This is a genomic window from Bordetella sp. (genome assembly GCF_057362025.1).
This window is the reverse complement of sequence record NZ_JBMQQZ010000103.1, coordinates 73,066-96,358: the sequence shown is the minus strand read 5'-3', so window position 1 is coordinate 96,358 and position 23,293 is coordinate 73,066. Positions and strand designations below refer to the sequence as shown.

Genomic DNA, 23,293 nt, shown 5'->3' with positions numbered 1-23,293 from the left:
CGTTCAACAAAACATCCAACGAGCCTAATCAATGCGCATCTATTACGTCCATCCCGTGCTCGCCGGCCCTCTGTCCAACCATGCCGACGGGCGCTGGCCGGCGATCTGCGCACGCGCCAAGGCGCTGGGCTTCGACACCTTGATGGTCGCCCCGCTCTGGCTGCCCGATCCCGCCGGCAATCCCTACGTCCCCGACGACCCCGGACGGCTTAACCCGGCGCTGGGGGACCTGGCCCTGGACGAGGCCCTGGCGACCCTGTCCAGCCTGTGCGGCAAGTACCGGCTGGCCCTGATGGTCGATGTCGTGCTGGACCGCGTGGCCGCGCATGGCGCGATGGCCCAGGCCCATCCGGATTGGTATGCCGCGCCGGAAGGCATGGACGCGGTACTGGACCCGCGCAAGCCGCTGGAAGAGCGCCATGCCCTGCCCTTGCGCCGCGACGGCGGGCGGGCGCCGGACGGCCTGGTCGCGGACTGGATCGAACGGCTGGGCCTGTGGCTGCAAAACGGCGTGGCGGGTTTCCGTTGCATGTCGCCGCATCATTTGGACGCCGCGGAGTGGCGCGAGCTGATGGACGGGCTGCGCGCGGTGCGGCCGGACTGCCGCTTCCTGGCATGGACGCCGGGCCTGGGCCCCGCGCAGCTGGCCGCGCTGGAAGGCGTGGGCTTCGACGCGGTCTTCTCGTCGCTGCCATGGTGGGACTATCGCGCGCCATGGCTGGTGGAAGAGTATGCACGCCTGCGCAAGGTCGCGCCGGTGATCGCGGCGGCTGAAGCGCCCTACGCCAAGCGTGTCGCCGCCTGGCGGGACAACGACGCGGGCCGATACCTGAACGCCACGCGGGCCATCTGGACGGCGGCGGGCGTCGGCGACGGCGGAATATTCGTGCCGATGGGCTTCGAGGACGGCGCCGTGGAACCGATCGAATACCACGGGGGCGAGGGCAAGCCGCAGGACTGGTATGGCAACGCTCCGCCCCCTGACGACGCGGCGCCGCGCCGGCCCGCCAGGAAACGCAACGGCGAGGCGCAGGAAATGGAGCCGATCCATCCGCCCTTGCACGGCGACGTCGCGCGGGCGAATCAGTGGCTGGCGCGCACCGCGGAGGCGGTCGGGACGCTGCACAGCCTGCTGGGCCCGCTGTCGCCGGTAACGGCGCTGTTCCGGGGCGACGGCCGGCCGTACGCGCTGACCGGCAACGGACGTACCCCGGCGCGCCTGGTGGTGTTGAACCCGGACGACCACCGCGATGCGGCGATCGATTGGGAGACGCTGAGCGGCCGCCTGCCGGACAACTACGCCCGGCTGGATAGCTGGGAAGCCGACCAGCCGGCGCGCGAACTGCCCGACCGGCTGGGGCCGGGCGCCATCGTGCAACTGGGCGCAAGCCGCCTTCCGCCGGTGCGCGTGCCGGCTTCCGACGAGGGCCGCACCTCCGTCACCGCGGCCATGCGCGCGCCGCGCGTGGTCATCGAGCGGGTGTCGCCCTCGGTGGATGACGGTGCCTTTCCGGTCAAGCGGGTGGTGGACGAACCCGTGCAGGTCGAGGCCGATGTCTTCATGGACGGCCACGAACACATCGCGGTGGCCCTGCTGTGGAAGGCCGCCGACGAACGGGAATGGCAGCGCGAACCGATGGCATTGCTGAACAACGACCGCTGGCAGGGACGTTTCGTGCCGCGCCGCAACGGGCGCCATTACTTCGCGATCCAGGCCTGGGCCGATACCTGGCATTCGTTTACCGAGGGCTACGCCAAGAAGCACCAGGCGGGCGTGGACCTGGCCCTGGAGACCGCCGAAGGCAGGCAGGCCATTGCCGCGGCGCTGGAACGGCTGCCTGCCGACGCCCCCGCGGCGGCGGTGCTGCAACATGCGCTGCGCGTTCTGGGCCACGAACCCGAACAGACCAAGCCGCGTCGCAGCCGCCGCAAGACGGACGCGGCGCCGCCGGAGGTATTCGCGTCCCCTACACCGGAGCAGGTCGCCGTGCTGCTGGCCGATGAAACCACGCAGGCCATGCGGCAGGCGGACGCCAGGCCCTTCGAATACACCACGCCCGTCGAGTACGGCGTCACCGTGGACCGCCTGGCCGCCCGCTTCTCCAGCTGGTACGAGATTTTCCCGCGCTCGCAGACCGACGATCCGCAACGCCACGGCACCTTCAATGATGTCATCCGGGAATTGCCGCGGATACGGGCGATGGGCTTCGATACGCTGTACTTTCCCCCCATCCATCCGATCGGCCGCCGCAACCGCAAGGGGCGCAACAATTCCCTGCATCCGGAGCCCGGCGACCCCGGCAGCCCCTACGCCATCGGCGCTCCGGAAGGCGGCCACGATGCGCTGCATCCGCAACTGGGCACGCTGGACGACTTCAAGCGCCTGGTGGACGCGGCGCACCGGCATGAACTGGAGATCGCGCTCGATTTCGCCATTCAATGCTCGCCCGATCACCCCTGGCTGAAGGAGCATCCGGAATGGTTCGACTGGCGCCCGGACGGCTCGTTGAAGTACGCCGAGAATCCGCCTAAAAAGTACGAGGACATCGTCAACGTGGATTTCTACGGACAGCAGCCCGGCGCCTCGCGCCAGGCCCCGCTGTGGCGGGCGCTGCGCGATGTCGTGCTGTTCTGGGTGGCGCAGGGCGTGCGCGTATTCCGCGTCGATAATCCGCACACCAAGCCGCTGACCTTCTGGCAATGGATGATCGCGGACGTGCAAAGCCGCCACCCTGAAACCCTCTTCCTGTCCGAGGCCTTCACCCGGCCGAAGATGATGTACAGGCTGGCCAAGGTGGGCTTCACGCAGTCCTATACCTACTTCACGTGGCGCGAGACCAAACAGGAGCTGACGGAGTACCTGACGGAACTGAACGCGCCGCCGCCGGCCGATTTCTTCAGGCCGCATTTTTTCGTGAACACGCCGGACATCAATCCGCGCTTCCTGCAGACGTCCGGGCGCGGGGGCTTCCTGATCCGCGCGGCCCTGGCCGCGACCCTGTCCGGATTGTGGGGCGTCTATAACGGCTTCGAGCTTTGCGAGGCAACGCCGGTGCCCGGAAAGGAAGAGTACCTGGATTCGGAAAAATACCAGATCCGTATCTGGGACCACCAGCGGCCCGGCAATATCGTGCGCGAGATCACGCAGTTGAACGAGATACGGCGCGCCAATCCGGCGCTGCACAGCCATCTTGGATTGCGCTTCCATACGGCGTACAACGACAGGGTGCTGTTCTTCTCCAAGGCCACGGCGGAGCGCGACAACGTCCTGCTGGTCGCGATCAGCCTGGACCCTTTCGATGCGCAGACCGCGCAAGCGGAGGTGCCCCTATGGGAGTTCGGCCTGCCGGATCACGGCACGCTTTATGCCGACGATCTGATCGACGGTAGCCGCCAGGCGTGGCAAGGCAAGCAGCGAACCATCCATCTGCATCCGGGGCAGCCCTACCGGATCTGGCGGGTCGCGGGCCTGGCTTGACCGCCCGCGAAAACAACAGAGACACATAAGCGAAGCAGACCATGGCAGAAAACAGCACCGTCAACACCCCCGACCGCGACGATCCGCTCTGGTACAAGGACGCGGTGATCTATCAGTTGCACCTCAAGTCGTTCTTCGATGCCAATAACGATGGCATCGGCGACTTCGCCGGGCTGATCGAGAAGCTGGATTACATCTCGCAGCTGGGGGTCAACACCATCTGGTTGCTGCCTTTCTATCCTTCTCCGCGGCGCGACGATGGCTACGACATCGCCGACTATCGCGGCGTGCATCCCGACTATGGCGCCCTGCCCGACGTGCGCAAGTTCATCCGGGCCGCGCACGCACGGGGGCTGCGCGTCATCACGGAACTCGTGGTCAACCACACATCGGACCAGCACCCTTGGTTCCAGCGCGCGCGGCGCGCCAAGCCGGGCTCGGCGGCGCGCAACTATTACGTATGGTCGGACAACGACCAGGCCTACGCCGGCACCCGCATCATCTTCCTGGACACGGAAAAGTCCAACTGGACCTGGGACCCGGTGGCGGGCGCGTATTTCTGGCATCGTTTCTATTCGCACCAGCCCGACCTGAACTACGACAATCCGCACGTACTGAAGGAAGTCCTGGCGGTAATGCGCTATTGGCTGGAGATGGGCGTGGACGGGCTGCGCCTGGACGCGGTGCCGTACCTGGTGGAGCGCGAAGGAACCAACAACGAGAACCTGCCGGAAACACACGCCGTCCTGAAAAAGATCCGCGCCGAGCTGGACGCGGAATACCCCGGCCGCATGCTGCTGGCCGAGGCCAACCAATGGCCGGAGGACGCGCAGGAATACTTCGGCAACGGCGACGAATGCCACATGTCGTTCCACTTCCCGCTGATGCCGCGCATGTACATGTCCATCGCGCGTGAAGACCGTTTCCCGATCACCGACATCATGCGGCAGACGCCGGACATACCGGAAAACTGCCAGTGGGCCATCTTCCTGCGCAATCACGACGAATTGACGCTGGAGATGGTCACCAGCAGCGAGCGCGATTATCTGTGGGACGTCTACGCGGCCGACCGGCGCGCGCGGCTGAATCTGGGCATCCGCCGCCGGCTGGCGCCCCTGATGGAGCGCGACCGCCGCCGTATCGAGCTGATGAACAGCCTGCTGTTCTCCATGCCCGGCACGCCGGTGATCTACTACGGCGACGAATTGGGCATGGGCGATAACGTGCATCTGGGCGACCGCGACGGCGTGCGCACACCCATGCAATGGTCGCCGGACCGCAACGGCGGCTTTTCGCGGGCGGACCCCGAACGCCTGCCGCTGCCGGCCTTGATGGGCCCCTTGTACGGCTACGAAGCCGTCAACGTCGAGGCCCAGCAACGCGACCCGCACTCGCTGTTGAACTGGACGCGCCGCATGCTGGCCACGCGACGCCAGACCCGCGCCTTCGGCCGCGGCACGCTGCGTTTCCTATTTCCCGGCAATCGCAAGATACTGGCCTATCTGCGTGAGTACGAGGACACCACCATCCTGTGCGTCGCCAACCTGTCGCGTGCGCCGCAGCCGGTGGAACTGGACTTGTCCAGCCTGAACGGCCGCGTACCGGTAGAGCTGCTGGGCGGCACGCCCTTCCCCGCCATCGGCGAACTGCCTTACCTGCTGACCCTGCCACCCTATGGCTTTTACTGGTTCGAACTGAGCGCCGTGGCCTCGCCGCCGTCCTGGCACGCCACGCATCCCGAGCAAATGCCGGAGTACTACACCCTGGTCCTGCGCGGGCGCACCGGCTACGACCTGACCGAAGGCGCGGTACGTTCGCTGCGGCACGACGTGCTGCCGCTGTACCTGACCCGCCAGCGCTGGTTCCCCAAGGACCACAAGGTCAATTTCGCGCAGGCCGCCTACGCCGTACAACTGAAGGACGCGGAATACGAATGCTTCATCGCCGAACTGGAGATGGACTTCGACGGCAAGCCCGCCCGCTTCCTGTTGCCGGTGGCATTGATCTGGAGCGAGACGCTGCCGCCCATGGCCCAGCAATACGCGTTGGCGCGCGTGCGCCGCGCGGCGGAAATGGGCATGCTGACCGACGCCTATACGCTGCCCTCTTTCATCCACGCGCTGGTGCGCGGCATGCGGCAGCGGCTGGAACTGCCCGTGGTGCGTGCCCATCCGCCCTGCGTGCTGCACTTCAAGGGAGAGCCGGGGCTGGACGAACTCGATCTGCCGCGCGACGCCGAGGTCACCTGGTTCACCGGGGAGCAATCGAACAGCTCCATGACCATCGGTGGCGTGGCCATGCTCAAGCTGATCCGCCATATCGTGCCGGGTGTGCATCCGGAAGCGGAGATGACACGCCGCCTGACGCAGGCGGGCTACACCAACAGCGCGCAGCTGCTGGGCGAAATCGTCCGGGTGGACGAGGACGGGACGCCGCACACCCTGGCGCTGATGCACGCCGTCATCAACAACCAGGGCGATGCCTGGAGCTGGACGCTGGAATACCTGAAGCGCACGCTCGAAGCGGCCGCCCTGACGGCCGAAAGCGTCGAGGACTACGACGAAGACCTGAAGGGCTATACCGCCTTTGCCTGCGCCATCGGCCGGCGACTGGGAGAGCTGCACGCGACCCTGGCCCAGCCCAGCGACGATCCGGCCTTCGAGCCCCAGAGGGCTAGCGCCGCCGACGCGCGCCGCCGGGCCGCGGACGTCACCGCGATGCTGGATCGCGGGCTGAAGCTATTGACGGACAACATGGGCCGGCTGGAGGCTGCTTGCGCCGAGAAGGCACAGCGCCTGATCTCCCAGCGCGACCGACTGGTGGACGCCATCAAGACTTTGGCGCAGTACGAGACCGGCAGCCTGCACATCCGCATCCACGGCGATTTCCATCTGGGGCAGGTGCTGGTGGCGCAAAGCGATGCCTACATCATCGACTTCGAGGGCGAACCGGCGCGCACGCTGGAAGAACGCCGCGCCAAAAGCAGCGCCTCGCGCGATGTCGCCGGGCTGCTGCGTTCCTTCGACTACGCCGCCGCGACGGTCGCCAACGGCTTCGGCGATGTGGAAGCCGCCAACGTGGAAGTACAGCCGGCCGAGACCGTGCTGCGCCACCGCCGCCGCGACCTGATCGTCCGCTTCCGTGAGGTGGCCAACGAAGCCTTCCTGTCGGCGTATCGCGAGGTCGCCCGCAATGCCAGGCCGCAGTGGATGGATGAAAACCAGGAAAACCCGCTGATCGACCTCGCCCTTATCGAGAAAGCCGCTTACGAAATTGCCTACGAGGCGGCCCATCGGCCGGACTGGGTCAGCATCCCGCTGAACGGGCTTGCCACGCTGGCCGATCGCCTGCTGTCCGCCGAAACCGCCTCCGGGCCCGCCAATGCTGAATAGGAATACCGGCTTTATGACGCCCGCCTTCACCTTCGCCACGCCTCCCGATGCCTTGCACGGGGATATCGACATGCTGCTCACGGGGCGGCATGTCGACCCCTTCGGCATACTGGGCGCCCATCCGGATGGCGACAGCACGGTGGTCCGTGTGTTTGCGCCGAATGCGCGCGAGGTCTCGCTGCTGCCCGCCGGCACGGACACCGCCATCGAAATGCAGCCTATCCGCGATGGTTTTTTCATGGCCCGGGCCGCCGGGCTACCCGCCGGCCAGCCGGACGCCTACCGGTTGCGCATCGATTGGGGAGGCTCCGTGCAGGAAACGGAAGACCCCTACGCCTTCGGCACCTTGCTGGACGACCTGGACCTGCACCTGATCCGCGAGGCCCGCCACGAATCGCTGGCCGACTGCCTGGGCTCGCACGTCCTCACCGAACAGGGCGTGCAAGGCGTGCGCTTCGCGGTGTGGGCGCCCAACGCGCGCCGCGTATCGGTGGTGGGCGATTTCAATTCCTGGGACGGCCGGCGCCATCCCATGCGCCTGCGCCATAGCGCGGGCGTCTGGGAGCTGTTCATCCCCCGCCTGCGCGCGGGTGAGCGCTACAAGTACGAAGTCGTCGGCGTGGGCGGCGACGTCCTTCCGCTGAAGGCCGACCCCCTGGCGCGGCAGACGGAGATGCCGCCCGCGACGGCGTCCGTGGTTCCGCCGCCCGGAGACTTCTCATGGACCGACGAGGAATGGATGGCGAGCCGCGCCGCGCGCCATGCGCCGGACGCGCCGATCTCGGTCTACGAGGTGCATGCCGGATCCTGGCTGCCACGCGACGGCGCCCAGGATGCCAGCGTCTGGGAGCAATTGGGCGACAGGCTGGTGCCCTACGCGACCGATATGGGGTTCACGCACCTCGAACTGATGCCCATCATGGAGCATCCCTTCGGCGGATCCTGGGGCTACCAGCCGCTGGGCGTCTTCGCGCCCACCGCGCGCTATGGCACGCCGGCCGACTTCGCCCGCTTCGTCGACCGCTGCCACGCGGCCGGCCTGGGCGTGATCCTGGACTGGGTCCCGGCCCACTTCCCCACCGATACCCACGGCCTGGCGCAATTCGACGGCACGGCGCTCTACGAATACAGCGATCCCCGCGAGGGCTTCCACCCCGACTGGAACACCCTGATCTACAACCTGGGCCGCACGGAGGTCCGCAACTTCATGGTCGCCAGCGCGCTGGAATGGGTGCGCCGCTACCATGTGGACGCCCTGCGCGTGGACGCGGTAGCCTCCATGCTGTACCGCGACTACAGCCGCGAGGCGGGCCAGTGGATACCGAATCGCTACGGCGGACGCGAAAACCTGGAGGCGGTCGAATTCCTGCGCGACATGAACGCCACCGTCATGCGACTGTGTCCCGGCGCCATCACCGTGGCGGAGGAATCGACGGCCTGGCCCGGCGTCACCGCGCGCCCGGAAGACGGCGGCCTGGGCTTCACGTACAAGTGGAACATGGGGTGGATGCACGACACGTTGCGCTACCTGCACCATGACCCGATCCATCGCCGTTATCACCATCACGACATGACCTTCGGCATGGTCTACGCGTATTCGGAGCGCTTCATCCTGCCGCTGTCGCACGATGAGGTCGTGCACGGCAAGGGGTCGCTGCTGAACAAGATGCCGGGCGACCGCTGGCAGCGCTTCGCCAACCTGCGCGCCTATTACGGCTTCATGTGGACCCATCCCGGCCGCAAGCTGCTGTTCATGGGCGGAGAAATCGCGCAGGCGCGGGAATGGGACCACGATTCCAGCCTCGATTGGCCCGCGCTGGACGACACGCTGCACCGCGGCGTCCAGCATCTGGTGCGCGACCTGAACCATCTTTACCGGGACCTTCCCGCGCTGCACCGGCACGACGCCGATCCCAGCGGCTTCGACTGGGTGGTGGGCGACGACAGCGCCAACAGCGTCTTCGCCTATCTGCGCAAGGATGGCGACCGGCTGGTGCTGGCCGTCAGCAACCTGACGCCCGTGCCGCGCCATGACTATCGCATCGGCGTGCCGCGCGCGGGCTGGTGGCGCGAGCGGCTGAATACCGATGCGGCGGATTACGGTGGATCCGGCGTCGGCAACGGCGGCGGCCGGCACACCGACGAGGTCGGCGGGCATGGTCAGGCGCAGTCGCTATCGCTGACGCTGCCGCCCCTGGCCACGGTGATATTCGAGCTGCAAGGATAGACCGCCCATGCCTGGTCCGCTTCCCGACCGGCTCTTGCCGGGACTGCCTTATCCTTTGGGTGCGTCCAGCGATGGGCTGGGTGTCAATTTCGCGGTCTTCTCCGCCAACGCGAGCCGGATCGACCTGTGCATCTTCGATGCACGCGGCCGCAAGGAGATCCGCCGCATGCCGCTGCCCGAGTGCACCGATGAGATCTGGCACGGCTACCTGCCGGACGCCGCCCCCGGGCTGGTGTACGGCTACCGCGCCTACGGCCCCTACGATCCCCGCCACGGCCATCGCTTCAATCCGCACAAGCTGCTGCTGGACCCCTACGCGCGGCAGTTGGTCGGCCCGCTGCGCTGGACCGACGCCTTGTTCGGGTATCGCGTCGGACACGCTCGGGGCGACCTGATGCCGGATCGCCGCGACAGCGCTCCCGCCATGCCCAAAGGGGTCGTGACCGACGAGACCTTCAACTGGAGCGAAAGCAGGCGGCCGCATACGCCGTGGGAAAACACGGTTATCTACGAGGCCCACGTGCGCGGTGTCTCGATGCGCCGCGACGATACCTGGCCGCACCTACGCGGCACGGTCAGCGCGCTGTCGGATCCGCGCTTCATCGATCATTTGTGCAAGATCGGCGCGACGGCCATCGAGCTGCTGCCGGTCCATGCCTTCCTGCAGGATAAGTTCCTGGTGGAAAAAGGGCTGAGCAACTACTGGGGCTATAGCACGCTGTCGTACTTCGCGCCCGAGCCGGCCTACCTTCCGCAGGGCGATCCGAACGAGCTGCGCATGGCGATCCGCCGCCTGCAGGCCGCGGGTATCGAAGTCATCCTGGACGTGGTCTACAACCATACCTGCGAAGGCAACGAACTGGGGCCCACCCTGTCCTGGCGCGGCCTGGACAACGCCAGCTATTACCGGCTGATCCCCGGCGACGAGCGCTACTACATCAACGATACCGGTTGCGGCAATACGGTCAATCTGTCGCATCCGCGCGTGCTGCAGATGGTGCTGGATTCGCTGCGCCACTGGGCCACGTCGTATCGCGTGGACGGCTTCCGTTTCGATCTTGGCGTGACGCTGGGCCGGGAAGGCACGGGCTTCGACCCCGGATCGGGCTTCTTCGATGCCATCCTGCAGGACCCGGTGCTGTCGCGCCTGAAACTGATTTCCGAACCCTGGGACATCGGACCGGACGGCTACCAGCTGGGCCAGCATCCACCCGGCTTCGCCGAATGGAACGACAAGTTCCGCGATACGGTGCGGCGCTTCTGGCGCGGCGATCCCGGCCAGCGCGGCGGCCTGGCCGAGCGCATGGCCGGTTCCAGCGACGTCTTCGACAGGCGCCACCGGCGGCCATGGGCCTCGATCAACTTCGTCGCGGCGCACGATGGCTTCACGGTACGCGACGTGGTCAGCTATAACGAAAAGCACAACGACGCCAACCTGGAAGACGGCCGCGACGGCCATAACGAGAATTGCAGCCGCAACTGGGGCGCCGAAGGGCCGACCGACGACCCGCAGATCCAGCACGTGCGACGCCGCATCCAGCGCGCCCTGCTGGCCACGGTGCTGCTGTCCTACGGCACCCCCATGCTGCTGGCGGGCGATGAATTCGGCAACAGCCAGGACGGCAACAACAATGCCTATTGCCAGGACAACGCCCTGTCCTGGCTGGACTGGGAGCAGGCCGCGAGTCAGGACGGGCGCGACCTGACCGCCTTCGTGGCCCGCATCGCCGCCTGCCGGCGCGAGCACGCCAGCCTGCGCAGCACGCGCTACATGCATGCGCATCAGGAGACCGCGCCGGGGATGGCCGGCGCCACCTGGTTCGACGTAAACGGCCATCCCATGACGGAAGAAGCCTGGCACGATCCCGAGGGGCGGGCCCTGGGCTTGCGGAGGGCGATCGGCACGCGCGACGGGCTGGACGTCACGCTGACATTGATCAATGGCAGCGGCAGCGACGTGTCCTTCGCGCTGCCGAACGATATGACGTGGCGCATGCTGGCCGATTCGACGCGGCCAGAGGTGCCGGAACACAACATTCATGGCCATCACGTGACGATGCACGCGCACGGGATTGCGCTATTGAGCGGGTATCCGCGCAGCAGGAGCACGCATGACTAGCATTGACACATCCGCAGAGACGGACAAACCCCGGGACGGCGGCGGCCGTGCCGCGTCCCTGCCCGCTTTCGGCGCCTGGCATCTGCCCAGCGGACTGACCCGATTCCGCATCTGGGCGCCCAATGCCAAGGACGGCATCCGCCTGGAAATCGCCGGGCGCGCCCCCCTGCCGATGTCCGACGTCGGCGACGGCTTCTACGAGATCCAGACCCCCTGCCCGCCCGACACGCGCTACCGCTATCGCGTGGCCCCGGACCTCAGCGTGCCCGACCCCGCCTCGCGCCTGCAGGCCGGCGATGTCCACGACGACAGCGTCGTCATCGCCCCCGATTCCTACCCCTGGTGCAACACCGGCTGGCGCGGGCGCCCCTGGCACGAAACGGTCATCTATGAAGTCCACCCCGGGCTGGCCGGGGGCTACGCCGGTATCGAGCAGCGCCTGCCCGAGCTCGCCGGGCTGGGCATCACCGCGATCGAGCTGATGCCCATCGCCGACTTTCCCGGGCCGCGCAACTGGGGCTACGACGGGGTGCTGCCTTATGCGCCGGACTGCGCCTACGGTACCCCCGACGAACTGAAGCGCATGATCGATACGGCGCACGGGCTGGGATTGATGGTGTTCCTGGACGTGGTCTACAACCACTTCGGTCCGGATGGCAATTACCTGTCGGCCTATGCCGCCGATTTTTTCCGCACCGATCTGCATACGCCCTGGGGCGTGGCCATCGACTTCCGCCGCCGCGCGGTGCGGCAGTTCTTCGCCGAAAACGCGCTGTACTGGCTGGACGAATACCGTTTCGACGGCCTGCGCCTGGACGCGGTGCACGCCATCCGCGATACGGGCTGGCTGGAGGAAATGGCCGGCTTCGTGCGGGCGCACCTGCCCGCCGACCGGCTGGTCCACCTGGTACTGGAGAACGACGACAACCAGGTACATCCGCTGGAACACGGCTATCAGGCACAGTGGAACGACGACGGCCACCACGTGCTGCATCAGCTGCTGACGGGCGAAAGCGAAGGCTATTACGTCGACTACGCCATGCATCCGGCGCAGCGGCTGACCCGTGCCTTGACCGACGGCTTCATCTACCAGGGCGAAGCCTCGCAGCATCGCGGCGGCGCGCCGCGCGGCGAACCGAGCGCCCATTTGCCGCCGACGTCCTTCGTGCTGTTCCTGCAGAACCACGACCAGGCCGGCAACCGCGCCATGGGAGAACGACTGATCTCGCTGTTGCGCGGCGACACCCGGCCTTTGCGCGCGGCTGTCGCGCTCTTGCTGCTCGCGCCGCAGATACCCTTGATCTACATGGGGGAAGAACGCGGCGCCACGGCGCCCTTCCTGTACTTCACCAGCCACGCCGATCCCCAGCTGGCGCAGGCGGTACGCGACGGCAGGCGCAAGGAATTCGAGCAATTCCGCGCCTTCGCCCATGCCGACACACGCGACCGCATTCCGGACCCCAACGACCCGGAGACCTATAACCGGTCCAACCCTTACCTGGCGCCGGCGAACCCCGAATGGATGGACTACTACCGGATCCTGCTGCAACTGCGGCAGCGCGTGATCGTGCCGCGGCTGGAAGACGCCCACTCCCTCGGCGCCCACGTCCTGGGCCTGCGCGCGGTCGTGGCGCAATGGCTGCTGGGCGACGGCGCCGTGCTGTCGGTGTACGTGAACCTGGGCTCGGTGGACGTACGCCCCGACTGGCTGCAGGAAGACCTCGGCGAGGAAGTGCTGCTTTTCGAAAGCGAGACAGGTGCCGGCCGCGCGCTGTACGATGGCCTGCTGCAGCACGGCGTGACGGTGGCTTTGTTGAAGGAGCTGGCATGAGCGGGCTGGCGATTCCCCAGGACGAACAACACGCGCTGACGATGCTGGCCGAACGCGCGGGCATCGCCGTCCACTGGACCGACGCCCGCGGCCGGCCGCAGCGGGTGGGCGACGACGCCATGCGCGCCCTGCTCCAGGCGCTGGACCTCCCGGCGGGCAGCGCCGGACAGATACGCGATAGCTTCGGCCGGCTGGCCCATGAACGCGAAGGACACGAGGACTTCGTCATCATCGACGCCGGCGCGCCCATCGTCTTGCGCGGCGTGCGCGACGTGCGCTTCGAACTGGCCGACGAATCGGGCCAGGTACGCGACCTGACCGCCCATGGCGTGGAGGACGACACCGCTCACCTGCCTCCCCTCGATACCCCCGGCTATTACCGCCTGCGCGGCGACGGCCGCGAATGGACGCTGGCGGTCGCGCCGCATCGCTGTCCCGGCGTCGGCGACATCATGGAAACCGCGGCGTCCCGCGCCTGGGGCGTGGCGGTGCAGCTCTACAGCCTGCGCCGGGCGCACGATGCCAGGCCGGCCCGCGCGTCCGGACTGGGCGATTTCACCGCCCTGGCGCAGTTGGCCGGCGCGGCCGCGGCACGCGGCGCGCAGGCACTGGCCATCAGTCCGGTGCATGCCATGTTCGCCGCCGATCCCGGCCGCTACAGTCCCTATGCCCCATCCAGCCGGCTGTTCCTGAACAGCCTGTACGCCGATCCCTGCCATCTGCTGGGAGAGCCGGCCGTCGGCGCCGCGCTGGACGCCCTGAACCTTGGCGACGAAATCCTGCGCCTGGACGACCTGCCCCTGATCGACTGGCCCGCCGTGGCGCGCCTGCGCATGAAACTGCTGCGGCGCCTATACGAGGAATTCCGCGCCGACGGCAGCCCTGCCCTGCATGCCGATTTCGATACCTTCCGCAGGGCGGGCGGCGAGCCGCTGGAAAGCCACGCGCGCTTCGAGGCGCTGCATGCGCGGCACCTTCCGCCGCTGGGCGATGCGACGGACTGGCGCCACTGGCCCGCCGACCTGCGCGATCCCACGGGGGCCGGCGTCAGGGGATGGGCGCATGCGCACGACAAGGAAGTCGCGTATCACATCTTCCTGCAATGGCTGGCGGCGCGCGGGCTCGCGCACGCGCAGCATGCCGCCCGCGATGCCGGCATGGCCATCGGCCTGATCAGCGACCTGGCGGTGGGTACCGACCCCGGCGGCAGCCATGCATGGAGCCGGCAAGCCGACATCCTGGCCGACCTGTCGCCCGGCGCGCCGCCGGACCTCTACAACCCGCTGGGGCAAAGCTGGGGCCTGACCGCGTTTTCGCCGCGGTCCTTGCGCCTGAACCACTACGCGGCCTTCCGCGAAATGCTGCGCGCTTCGCTGGCGCATACGGGCGGCGTGCGCATCGACCATGTACTGGGCCTGGCGCGCATGTGGCTGGTGCCGCGCGACGCATCGCCGAAGGACGGCGCCTATCTGCGCTACCCGCTCGAAGACATGCTCCGACTGGTCGCGCTGGAGGCGTGGCGCCACCGAGCCATCGTCGTCGGCGAAAACCTGGGCACCGTTCCGGAGGGATTCAACGACCGCATCGAGCGCGCCGGCATGATGGGAATGAGCGTGCTCTGGTTCCAGCGCGAAGGCTGGAGCGATCCCACGCCTTTCATGCCGCCACCGTCCTGGCCCGCTTCCTCCGTCGCCCTGACCACCACGCACGATCTGCCCACCGTGGCCGGGTGGTGGACCGGTACCGATATCGGCTGGCGCGCCCGCCTGGGCCTGCTGGGCGACGACGAGCACGAGAACGGCATGCACGAGCAGCGCGCGCGCGATCGCGGCGCCCTCTGGCACGCGCTACGCCAGGCCGGATGCGTCGCGCACGACGCCCCTCACGGGCCGCCGCCGGAAGCCCCCATCGAAGACGTCCTGCGGTTCGTCTCGCAGACGCCCTCTCCCCTGATGCTGGTGCCTGCCGAGGATTTGCTCGGCTTGAACGAACAGCCGAACCTGCCGGGCACGACGGACCAGCATCCGAACTGGCGCCGCCGCTTGGGCGCCGATGCCGCCAGGCTCTTCGACACCGAAGCCACCCGCTGGCGCGTCGACGCGGTCGCCCACACACGGAGTACCCCATGAGCCCCCCGCGCGCCACCGTCCGCCTGCAGTTGCACAAGGATTTCACGCTGTCCGATGCCCGCGACCGGTTGCCCTACTTCGCCCGGCTGGGGGTAAGCCACCTGTACCTGTCGCCCATCACCCGCGCCCGCGCCGGGTCCCAGCACGGCTATGACGTGGTCGACCATGCACAGGTCAATCCGGAACTGGGCGGCGAAGCGGCGCTGCGCGAGCTGGCCGCCGCCGCGCGCACGGCCGGACTCGGCCTGATCGTCGATATCGTGCCCAACCACATGGCGACCAGTACCGACAATCCGTGGTGGCACAGTGTTCTCGAACATGGCCGTGCCAGTCCGCATGCGGAATGGTTCGATATCGCGTGGGACGGTGTCGACAAGGAACTGCAGGGCAAAGTGTTGGCGCCGTTCCTGGGCAAGCCCTACGGCGAGGCGCTGGCGGCGGGCGATATCACGCTGCGTCACGATGCCGCCACCGGCCGTTTCGAGCTGGATGTCCACGGTACCCCCTATCCCTTGAACGACGACAGCCTGCGAACGCACGGGCCCGGCGATGCCGGCGGCCTGGCCGACTTCGATCCCGCCACGGAAGCGGGTCGCGAACGCCTGCACGCCTTGCTCGAACGCCAGCATTACCGGTTGGCGTGGTGGCGCGCCGCGCCCGAAGAAATCAACTGGCGGCGCTTCTTCGAGATCAGCGACCTGATCGGTGTACGCGTGGATAGGCCCGACGTATTCGATGCCGTGCATGCGATGACGCTGCGTTTCTACGAGGAAGGGCTGATCGACGGCGTGCGCGTGGACCACGTGGATGGACTGAGCGACCCGATCGGCTATTGCGGCCGCCTGCGGGCGGCGCTGGCCGAACGCGTGGTTCGACGGCCGGAGTCCCTGCGCGCGCACGACCCCTACCTGGTCATCGAAAAGATCCTGGCCGACGACGAGACTCTGGACGATCGCTGGCAGGTCGACGGCACGACCGGCTATGACTTCATGAGCCAGGCGGGCGCGGTGCTGCACGATCCCGCCGGCGAACAGACGCTGACCGACCTGTGGGAACGCCTGTCCGGCGATCCCCGGCCGTTTTCCGCCGTGGCGAACGAGGCGCGCGACCTGATGCTGTTGCGCCACTTCCCGGCGGAACGGCTGGCCGCCGCGCGCGCGCTGCACCGTGTGGCGCGCCTGGACCTGCGCACGCGCGATTGGGGCGAATCCGCCATTCTGCGCGTCCTGTGGGATCTGTTGGCGGTGTTCCCGGTGTACCGCATCTACGCGGACGAGCGCGGCTGGCATCACATGGACCGCGTGCGGTTCGAGCACGCTGCCACGCAGGCGCATGCCCGCATACGGCTGGACCGCGACGGCGACGACGGCCCGCTGCTGCAATTGATGTCGGGCTGGCTGGGCGGCGCCCCCCCGGAAAACTTCCCGCCGGACGAATGCCTCGCACGGCGCGAGGCCATACGCCGTTTCCAGCAGCTTACGCCGCCGTTGACAGCCAAGTCGCTGGAGGACACGGCGTTCTACCGCTACGGACGGCTGCTGTCGCGCAACGAAGTCGGCGCCGATCCCGCGCTGTTCAGCATGGCGCCGGACGTCTTCCACCGCCGCTGCGCGGCGCGGGGACGGCATTTCCCGGACGCCATGGTGGCCACCGCCACCCACGACCATAAGCGCGGCGAGGACACGCGCGCCCGCCTGGCCGCCTTGAGCGAGGTATCGGCGCTGTGGTCCGATACCGTCATGGACTGGATGAACCGGCACGTGCCGGCCACGTACAGCGGCGCCGGCACCGTGTCGCCGCATCCGGCGGACGTGTACATGCTGCTGCAGACCCTGGTCGGCGCCTGGCCCCTGACGCTGCGGCCGGACGATGCGGCCGGCCTGCGCGCCTTCGGCGACCGGGTGTCGGCCTGGCAGCAGAAATCCCTGCGCGAAGCCAAGCTGCGCACCAGCTGGGTAGTGCCGGACGCGACCTATGAAACCGCCTGCGAGGACGTACTGCGCAAGCTGCTGGAACCCGCCCAGGACGCGGATGCACCAGCCGTGGACCTGGCGGCCTTCGCGGCGCGCATTGCGCCGGCGGGTATCGTCAACAGCCTGTCGCAGACACTCTTGCGCATGACCGTGCCGGGCGTGCCCGACCTCTATCAAGGAACGGAGTTCTGGGATTTCAGCCTGGTCGATCCCGACAACCGCACCCCCGTCGACTACGACGCGCGCATGGCGGCGCTGGACGCATCCGATGCCGCCGACCCCGACGCGCTGCTGGCCAACTGGCGCGACGGCCGCATCAAACAGGCGATCGTGCGCGGCGCCCTGCGCGCACGGCGTGATCACGCCGACATCTTCGCGAGCGGCGGCTACGTCCCCCTGCCCATCCTGGGGCCGCGTGGCGCCCATGTCCTGGCGTTCGTGCGGTGCCTGGAGGACAGGTGCGTCTTCGTCCTGGCGCCGAGGCTGTGCGCCCAGGCCCTGCGCACGGAAGCGGGCGACGATCCCTCGGCGGCGCCCACCGCCCTGCCGCGAATCGACAGCGATTTCTGGGATACGACGGCTGTCGTCCTGCCGCACCGCTATGCCGGTGCCATGCTGCGCGATGCACTCAGCGGCCGCGAGCGCCGCGTGGGCGCCGACAGCATCCTGCCGCTGGGCGAAGCCCTGGCGGATTTTCCGGTAGCGCTCCTGATACCTGACTGATCCGCCGCCCGGCGGCCACGCGACCGGATCTCGCCGCCGCCCGGCAGCATGCCGCAGGCAGCCCGGACAGGGCCGCATGGGGACCGGCGCGCCTTTGTGCGGCTGGCGTTCCCGTGCCGTGCTCATGCGGGACCGCCCATGCCCAGCCGCTTTCACGCCAACGCGCGCCTGGCAATCCTCCTGATGAAAAACAGTTTTCCATCTCCCTGAAATAGATAGGATCCTATTAGTTAGCTTAAAATCTTTTCCATGAAAAAACCCTCCGACACCCGACTGGCGGTCCTGACCGGCCACATGTTGGTGATACATCGCGCCTATCGCGCCGCGGCGGACAAGGCCCTGGCTGACTACGGCCTGTCGCAGGCCACTGCCTGGCCCGTCATCTGGGTCGGACGCCTGGGCGACGGAGTGCGCCAGGGCGTCCTGGCCGAAGCCATGGGCGTGGAAGGACCTTCGCTGGTCCGCGTAGTGGACCAGCTGGAAGCCGCCGGTCTGATAGAACGCCGCGAGGACGCCCTGGACCGCCGCGCCAAGACGCTGCATCTGACACCCGCCGGACATGCGCTGCGCGAACGGGTGGAACAAATGCTGGTGCACCTGCGGCGGCAGGTGTTTCGCGGGGTGGATACAGCCGATGCCGAGGCATGCATCCGGGTCTTTGAACAGGTCAAGGCATCGCTGGCCCACATCGAGCCGATTCCGGTGACGGGCGCCCGGCAGGGGCGCAAGCAATGAAACTACCGACGGCGGAGGAATCGCTGTTCTCCATCAAGGCCTATATCGGCGCGATGGTGGCGCTTTACCTGTCCATGCGGATCGACCTGCCCCGTCCTTTCTGGGCGGTCACCACCGCGTATATCGTTTCGCAGCCGTGGGCGGGGGCCGTGCGTTCCAAGGCCCTGTTCCGGCTGGGCGGCACGTTCTTCGGCTGCGCGGCAGTCGTGTACCTGGTGCCCAGGCTGGCCGGCTATCCGGTGCTCATGGTACTGGCCCTGTCGCTATGGGTAGGCGTGTGCCTGTATCTCGCCGTGCTCGACCGCACGCCGCGCTCCTACCTGTTCATGCTGGCCGGCTATACCGCGGCCATGATCGGATTGCCCAGCGTGACCGCGCCCGAGACCGTCTTCGATACCGGGCTGGCCCGGGTGGAAGAAATCGCCGCCGGCATCCTGTGCGCCATGCTCGCCCACAGCCTGATCCTGCCGCGCGGCATCGGCGGCGCGGTCGTCGGCAAGCTCGACCAGGCATTGCACGACGCCCGCATATGGATACAGGACGCGCTGCAAGGCGACACGGTGTCCCAAAGCGCGCGTGATCGCCGGGCGCTTGCCAACGATATTACCCAGCTGCGCCTACTCGCCACGCATGTGCCTTACGACACCGGCAACATACGCTGGACCGCGCGCTCCGTGATGGCCATGCAGGATCGCATGGCGGCCCTGACACCCACCATATCCTCGCTGGAAGACCGCCTGCGCGCGCTGCGGGCCTCCGGGCGCCCGCTGCCGGCGGATTTGCCCGCGCTGCTGGACGATATATCGGCCTGGGTGCAGGCGGGCCCGCGCGGCGACCAGGCAGCCGCCGCCGCGCTGCGCGAGCGCGCGGCCCACGTGGCGCCGGAAATCCACGCGGACAGCGACTGGCACGATCTGTTGCTGGTCAGCCTGGCGGCACGCCTGCGCGAACTGATCGGCCACTGCGAACGCGGCTTCGCCCTGCGCCGCGATATCCAGGACGGTCTGGCCGGCGCGCCGGTGCGCATGCGGCGCCAGGCCTCGACCTCCAACCGCGCTCTCCATCACGATCATGGCATCGCCTTGCTGTCGTCCGTCTCGGCGGCGGTAGCGATCGGCGCCGTGTGTGCGTTCTGGATCGGCACGGCGTGGACCAACGGCGCCACGGCGGCGCTGATGGCGGCCATCTTCAGCTGCTTTTTCGCGTCGCAGGACGACCCGGTGCCGGGCATCAGGCAGTTCCTGGTCTACACCGTGGTTTCGATCCCGATCTCCGCCATCTACCTGCTGTGCGTCCTGCCCGCCGTGCACGCTTTCGAGATGGTCGCGCTGGCGATGTTTCCGGTATGTTTCGTGTGCGGTGTCTATATCGCGCGACCGGCCAGCACGGGCAAGGCCATGGCGGTGTTTTTCGGCATCTCCGGCACGCTTGCCCTGCATGACACCAACACCGCCGATGTGGTTTCCTTCCTGGATACGATGATCGCGCAGGTCATCGGCGTGGGCAGCGCGGCGCTGGTGGCCGCGCTGCTGCGCCGGGTCAGCACCGAATACAGCGCCCGCCGCATCCAGGCGGCCAACTGGCGCGAACTGGCGCACATGGCGACGGCGGATCGCCCGCCCGCCGGCAACAGCTATACGGTGCGCATGCTGGATCGCATCGGCCTGCTCTACACCCGCCTGGCGGCGCGCGGCCAGAACGACTCCTCCGTGGCGGAGGACACCTTGCTCGATCTGCGGGTCGGCAACGAGATCGCCGAGCTGCAGCGCGCCCGCCGCGACCTGCCCATCGCCGACGCCACGATCCGGCCGGTGCTGTCATGCCTGGCCGATTGGTTCCGCGGCCGCATCCATGGGCGCGAGTCGATCCCCGATGCATTCCTCCCGCGCCTGGACCAGGCCCTGTGGCGCGTGAATGCCACGCCGGCCGGTTCGGCCCGCGAGCGCGCCATTGTCGCACTGGTCGGCCTGCGGCGCGGACTGATTCCGCAGGCGCCCGACTTCGTCCCGGCGCTCGCCGCAACGGCTGCCGCGCGCCGCCTGCAGCCGGGAGCCGCGTCATGATCGGCGAAGTCAGTCTCTACGGCATCTACATGCCCTGGCTGCTGGTCCTGGCCGTCCTGACCCTGGGCCTGTCGTGGTTCGTGCGCCGCCTGCTGGCGCTGACCGGCGTCTATCGCCTGGTATGGCATCCGGCCCTGTTCGATCTGGCCTTGTACGTTCTGTTGCTGTACGGCGTGGTCTGGATTTCACCGTACGTTTTTTCGAGAGTTTCATGAAGCTTCCTGCCTTGCCCGGCCCGCTCGCCTGGATCCGGTTCGCCATCACGGCCCTGCTGGTCGTCGCCGCCATCGTCGCCGGCCGGCATCTATGGACGCACTACGAGCTGGAGCCCTGGACGCGCGACGGCCGGGTCAAAGCCTATGTCGTCCAAGTGGCCCCCGATGTGTCCGGCCTGGTCACCGCCGTCCCCGTGCGGGACAACCAGAACGTCAAAGCCGGCGATGTCCTGTTCGAAATCGACCGGGCCCGTTTCCAGCTGGCCTATGACCAGGCCAAGGCGGCCGTCGGCGCGCAGACGGTGGCGTTGCAGCAGGCCGGCCGCGACGCGCGGCGCAACCGGGAACTGGGTCGGCTCGTATCCGCCGAAGCGCGCGAACAAAGCCAGACCCGCGTGGAACAGGCGCAAGCCGAGCTCGCGCAGGCCAAGGTATCCCTGGAGGTCGCCAGCCTGAATCTGCAGCGCAGCCGCATCGTGGCGGCCACGGACGGCCGTGTCACCAATCTGGATCTGCGGGTCGGCGCCTACGCCGCGGCCGGCCGTCCTGTCATGGCCCTGGTGGACGGTGGCAGCTTCTATGTCGAAGGCTACTTCGAGGAAACGAAACTGCCGCGCATCCACGAAGGCGACCGCGTCACCGTTGCGCTGATGGGCGAGCCGCGTGTACTGCGCGGCCATGTGGAAAGCATCGCGCTGGGCATCGCGGACCGAGACCGCACCAGCGCGGCCAACATGCTGCCGAACGTCAATCCCAACTTCAACTGGGTGCGGCTGGCGCAGCGCATTCCCGTGCGGGTGCACATCGACGAAGTGCCCGATGGCGTAAGGCTGGTGGCCGGACAGACCGCCACGGTGTCGGTGGCCGACGCCGATGCGCCGGCCAGGACCGCGCGGTTATCGGACTGAGGTTGGCATCATGATGGTCATACGCCATGCACTTGCCGCGGCGGCCACGGCCGCGCTGGCAGCCTGCACCACGGTCGGTCCCGATTACCGCATGCCGGATTCCGCGGTCGTCAACCGGCCCGCTTCCTCCGCGCCCTTTATGGGCGCCCAAGGCAACGCGGCATTCCTGGCCCGGGCGGTGCCCGGAGACTGGTGGCAGCTTTACGACGACCCGGCCCTGAACGCGCAGGTCGCCAAGGCGCTGGACGCCAACACGGATCTGCGCGTGGCGGCGGCCAATCTGGAGCGCGCCGACGCGATCCTGCGCGAAGCGCGGGCGCAAACCCGGCCCGGCGCGACCGTCAGCGCGTCGCCCACCTACGGCCACGTGTCCGGCATCCAGGAACTGGCGCCGGACTACCGCCCGCCGAACGCCTGGTCCTACAGCGGCAGCGCCGGCATTTCGTATCAGGTCGACCTGGTCGGGCAGATACGGCGCGCGATCGAGGCCGCGGGCGACGACCGCGAGGCGGCACAGGCCGCCTACGACGCCACGCGCGCCGCCGTCGCGGCGCAGACCACCCGTGCCTACACGACGGCCTGCGCCGCGGGGATGCAGCTGGAGTCGGCCCGGCATTCCGTCGATGTACAGGATCAATCGCTGCAGGCCACCGAACGGCTGCAACGCCTGGGACGGGGCACGACGCTGGACGTCACGCGCGCCCGCAGCCAACTGGAACAGCTGCGCGCCAACCTGCCGCCCCTGGAGGCACAACGGCGCACCGCGCTGTTCCAGCTGGCCACGTTGACGGGCGATACGCCTGCCCAGTTCCCCCCCGAACTGACGAACTGCGCCACCGTTCCCGCGCTGCGCCAGCCCATCCCGGTCGGCGACGGGGCCGCGCTGCTGCGCCGCCGCGCCGATATCCGCCAGGCCGAACGCAGCCTGGCCGCCGCCAACGCCCGCATCGGCGTGGCCACGGGCGATCTCTACCCGAAGATCACGCTGGGCCTGTCCGCGGGATCCGCGGGACCGGCCAAATTCTTCGGCGATGCCAGCACCTTCAGCTGGAGCATGGGCCCGCTGATTTCCTGGACCATCCCCAACACCGGCGCGGTACAGGCCCGCATCGCCGAAGCGCAGGCCAATACGCGGGCGGACTACGCGCGCTTCGACGCCACCGTGCTGAACGCGCTGCGCGAAACCGAAAGCGCGCTGGAGATCTACGCGCGGCAGCTGGACCGCGATGCTTCCCTGCGCGCCGCGCGCGACCAAAGCGCCGAGGCCGCACGGCAGGCGCGCACGCTGTACCAGTACGGCAAGACGGACTACCTGACCGTCCTCGATGCCGAACGCACGTTGGCCAGCAACGAAAGCGCCCTGGCTGCGTCGCGGGCCGACCTCGCCAACGACCAGATCACGCTATTCCTGGCGCTGGGCGGCGGCTGGCAGACATCGGACGCCAGCGGCCAGGCCGCGTCGCGCTGATCGGCCCGACGCGCCCCCCCCGGCATCAAAGT

The 23,293-nt window shown here is 68.1% G+C and carries 12 protein-coding genes; all 12 read left to right on the top strand.

Features of this window, described 5'->3' with window-relative positions:
* Nucleotides 1-31 precede the first annotated feature (31 nt).
* The 12 genes from ACO1P8_RS23845 to ACO1P8_RS23790 all read left to right on the top strand — a co-directional run bounded on the left by ACO1P8_RS23845 (nt 32) and on the right by ACO1P8_RS23790 (nt 23,261).
* Nucleotides 32-3,478 carry a maltotransferase domain-containing protein gene (locus ACO1P8_RS23845; protein WP_486298321.1) on the top strand — a complete coding sequence of 1,149 codons (3,447 nt, stop codon included), beginning with the start codon at nt 32-34 and terminating at the stop codon, nt 3,476-3,478.
* A gap of 41 nt (nt 3,479-3,519) precedes the next feature.
* On the top strand, nt 3,520-6,870 hold the full coding sequence (treS, locus tag ACO1P8_RS23840; RefSeq protein ID WP_486298320.1) for a maltose alpha-D-glucosyltransferase: 3,351 nt from the start codon (nt 3,520-3,522) through the stop codon (nt 6,868-6,870).
* A gap of 13 nt (nt 6,871-6,883) precedes the next feature.
* Nucleotides 6,884-9,097, top strand: a complete 2,214-nt coding sequence (gene glgB, locus ACO1P8_RS23835; protein ID WP_486298319.1) for a 1,4-alpha-glucan branching protein GlgB — start codon at nt 6,884-6,886, stop codon at nt 9,095-9,097.
* A gap of 7 nt (nt 9,098-9,104) precedes the next feature.
* Nucleotides 9,105-11,216 carry a glycogen debranching protein GlgX gene (glgX, locus tag ACO1P8_RS23830; RefSeq protein WP_486298318.1) on the top strand — a complete coding sequence of 704 codons (2,112 nt, stop codon included), beginning with the start codon at nt 9,105-9,107 and terminating at the stop codon, nt 11,214-11,216.
* Nucleotides 11,209-13,047: a malto-oligosyltrehalose trehalohydrolase gene (gene treZ, locus ACO1P8_RS23825; protein ID WP_486298317.1), complete on the top strand. Its 1,839-nt coding sequence runs from the start codon at nt 11,209-11,211 to the stop codon at nt 13,045-13,047. The genes glgX and treZ overlap by 8 nt, the downstream gene beginning before the upstream one ends.
* Nucleotides 13,044-15,176 (top strand): 4-alpha-glucanotransferase, encoded by a 2,133-nt coding sequence (malQ, locus tag ACO1P8_RS23820; RefSeq protein ID WP_486298316.1) that lies wholly within the window; start codon nt 13,044-13,046, stop codon nt 15,174-15,176. Before treZ ends, malQ begins: the two co-directional genes overlap by 4 nt.
* Nucleotides 15,173-17,872, top strand: coding sequence for a malto-oligosyltrehalose synthase (gene treY, locus ACO1P8_RS23815; protein WP_486298315.1), 2,700 nt, complete (start codon nt 15,173-15,175; stop codon nt 17,870-17,872). Before malQ ends, treY begins: the two co-directional genes overlap by 4 nt.
* A gap of 249 nt (nt 17,873-18,121) precedes the next feature.
* Nucleotides 18,122-18,607 carry a MarR family winged helix-turn-helix transcriptional regulator gene (locus tag ACO1P8_RS23810; protein WP_486298314.1) on the top strand — a complete coding sequence of 162 codons (486 nt, stop codon included), beginning with the start codon at nt 18,122-18,124 and terminating at the stop codon, nt 18,605-18,607.
* Nucleotides 18,604-20,670: an FUSC family protein gene (locus ACO1P8_RS23805; protein ID WP_486298313.1), complete on the top strand. Its 2,067-nt coding sequence runs from the start codon at nt 18,604-18,606 to the stop codon at nt 20,668-20,670. The genes ACO1P8_RS23810 and ACO1P8_RS23805 overlap by 4 nt, the downstream gene beginning before the upstream one ends.
* Nucleotides 20,667-20,885, top strand: coding sequence for a DUF1656 domain-containing protein (locus tag ACO1P8_RS23800; RefSeq protein ID WP_486298312.1), 219 nt, complete (start codon nt 20,667-20,669; stop codon nt 20,883-20,885). The genes ACO1P8_RS23805 and ACO1P8_RS23800 overlap by 4 nt, the downstream gene beginning before the upstream one ends.
* The gene (locus ACO1P8_RS23795; protein ID WP_486298311.1) at nt 20,882-21,793 is read left to right on the top strand and encodes an efflux RND transporter periplasmic adaptor subunit; all 912 of its coding nucleotides are present in this window, start codon (nt 20,882-20,884) and stop codon (nt 21,791-21,793) included. Before ACO1P8_RS23800 ends, ACO1P8_RS23795 begins: the two co-directional genes overlap by 4 nt.
* A gap of 13 nt (nt 21,794-21,806) precedes the next feature.
* On the top strand, nt 21,807-23,261 hold the full coding sequence (locus ACO1P8_RS23790; protein WP_486298334.1) for an efflux transporter outer membrane subunit: 1,455 nt from the start codon (nt 21,807-21,809) through the stop codon (nt 23,259-23,261).
* Nucleotides 23,262-23,293 lie beyond the last annotated feature (32 nt).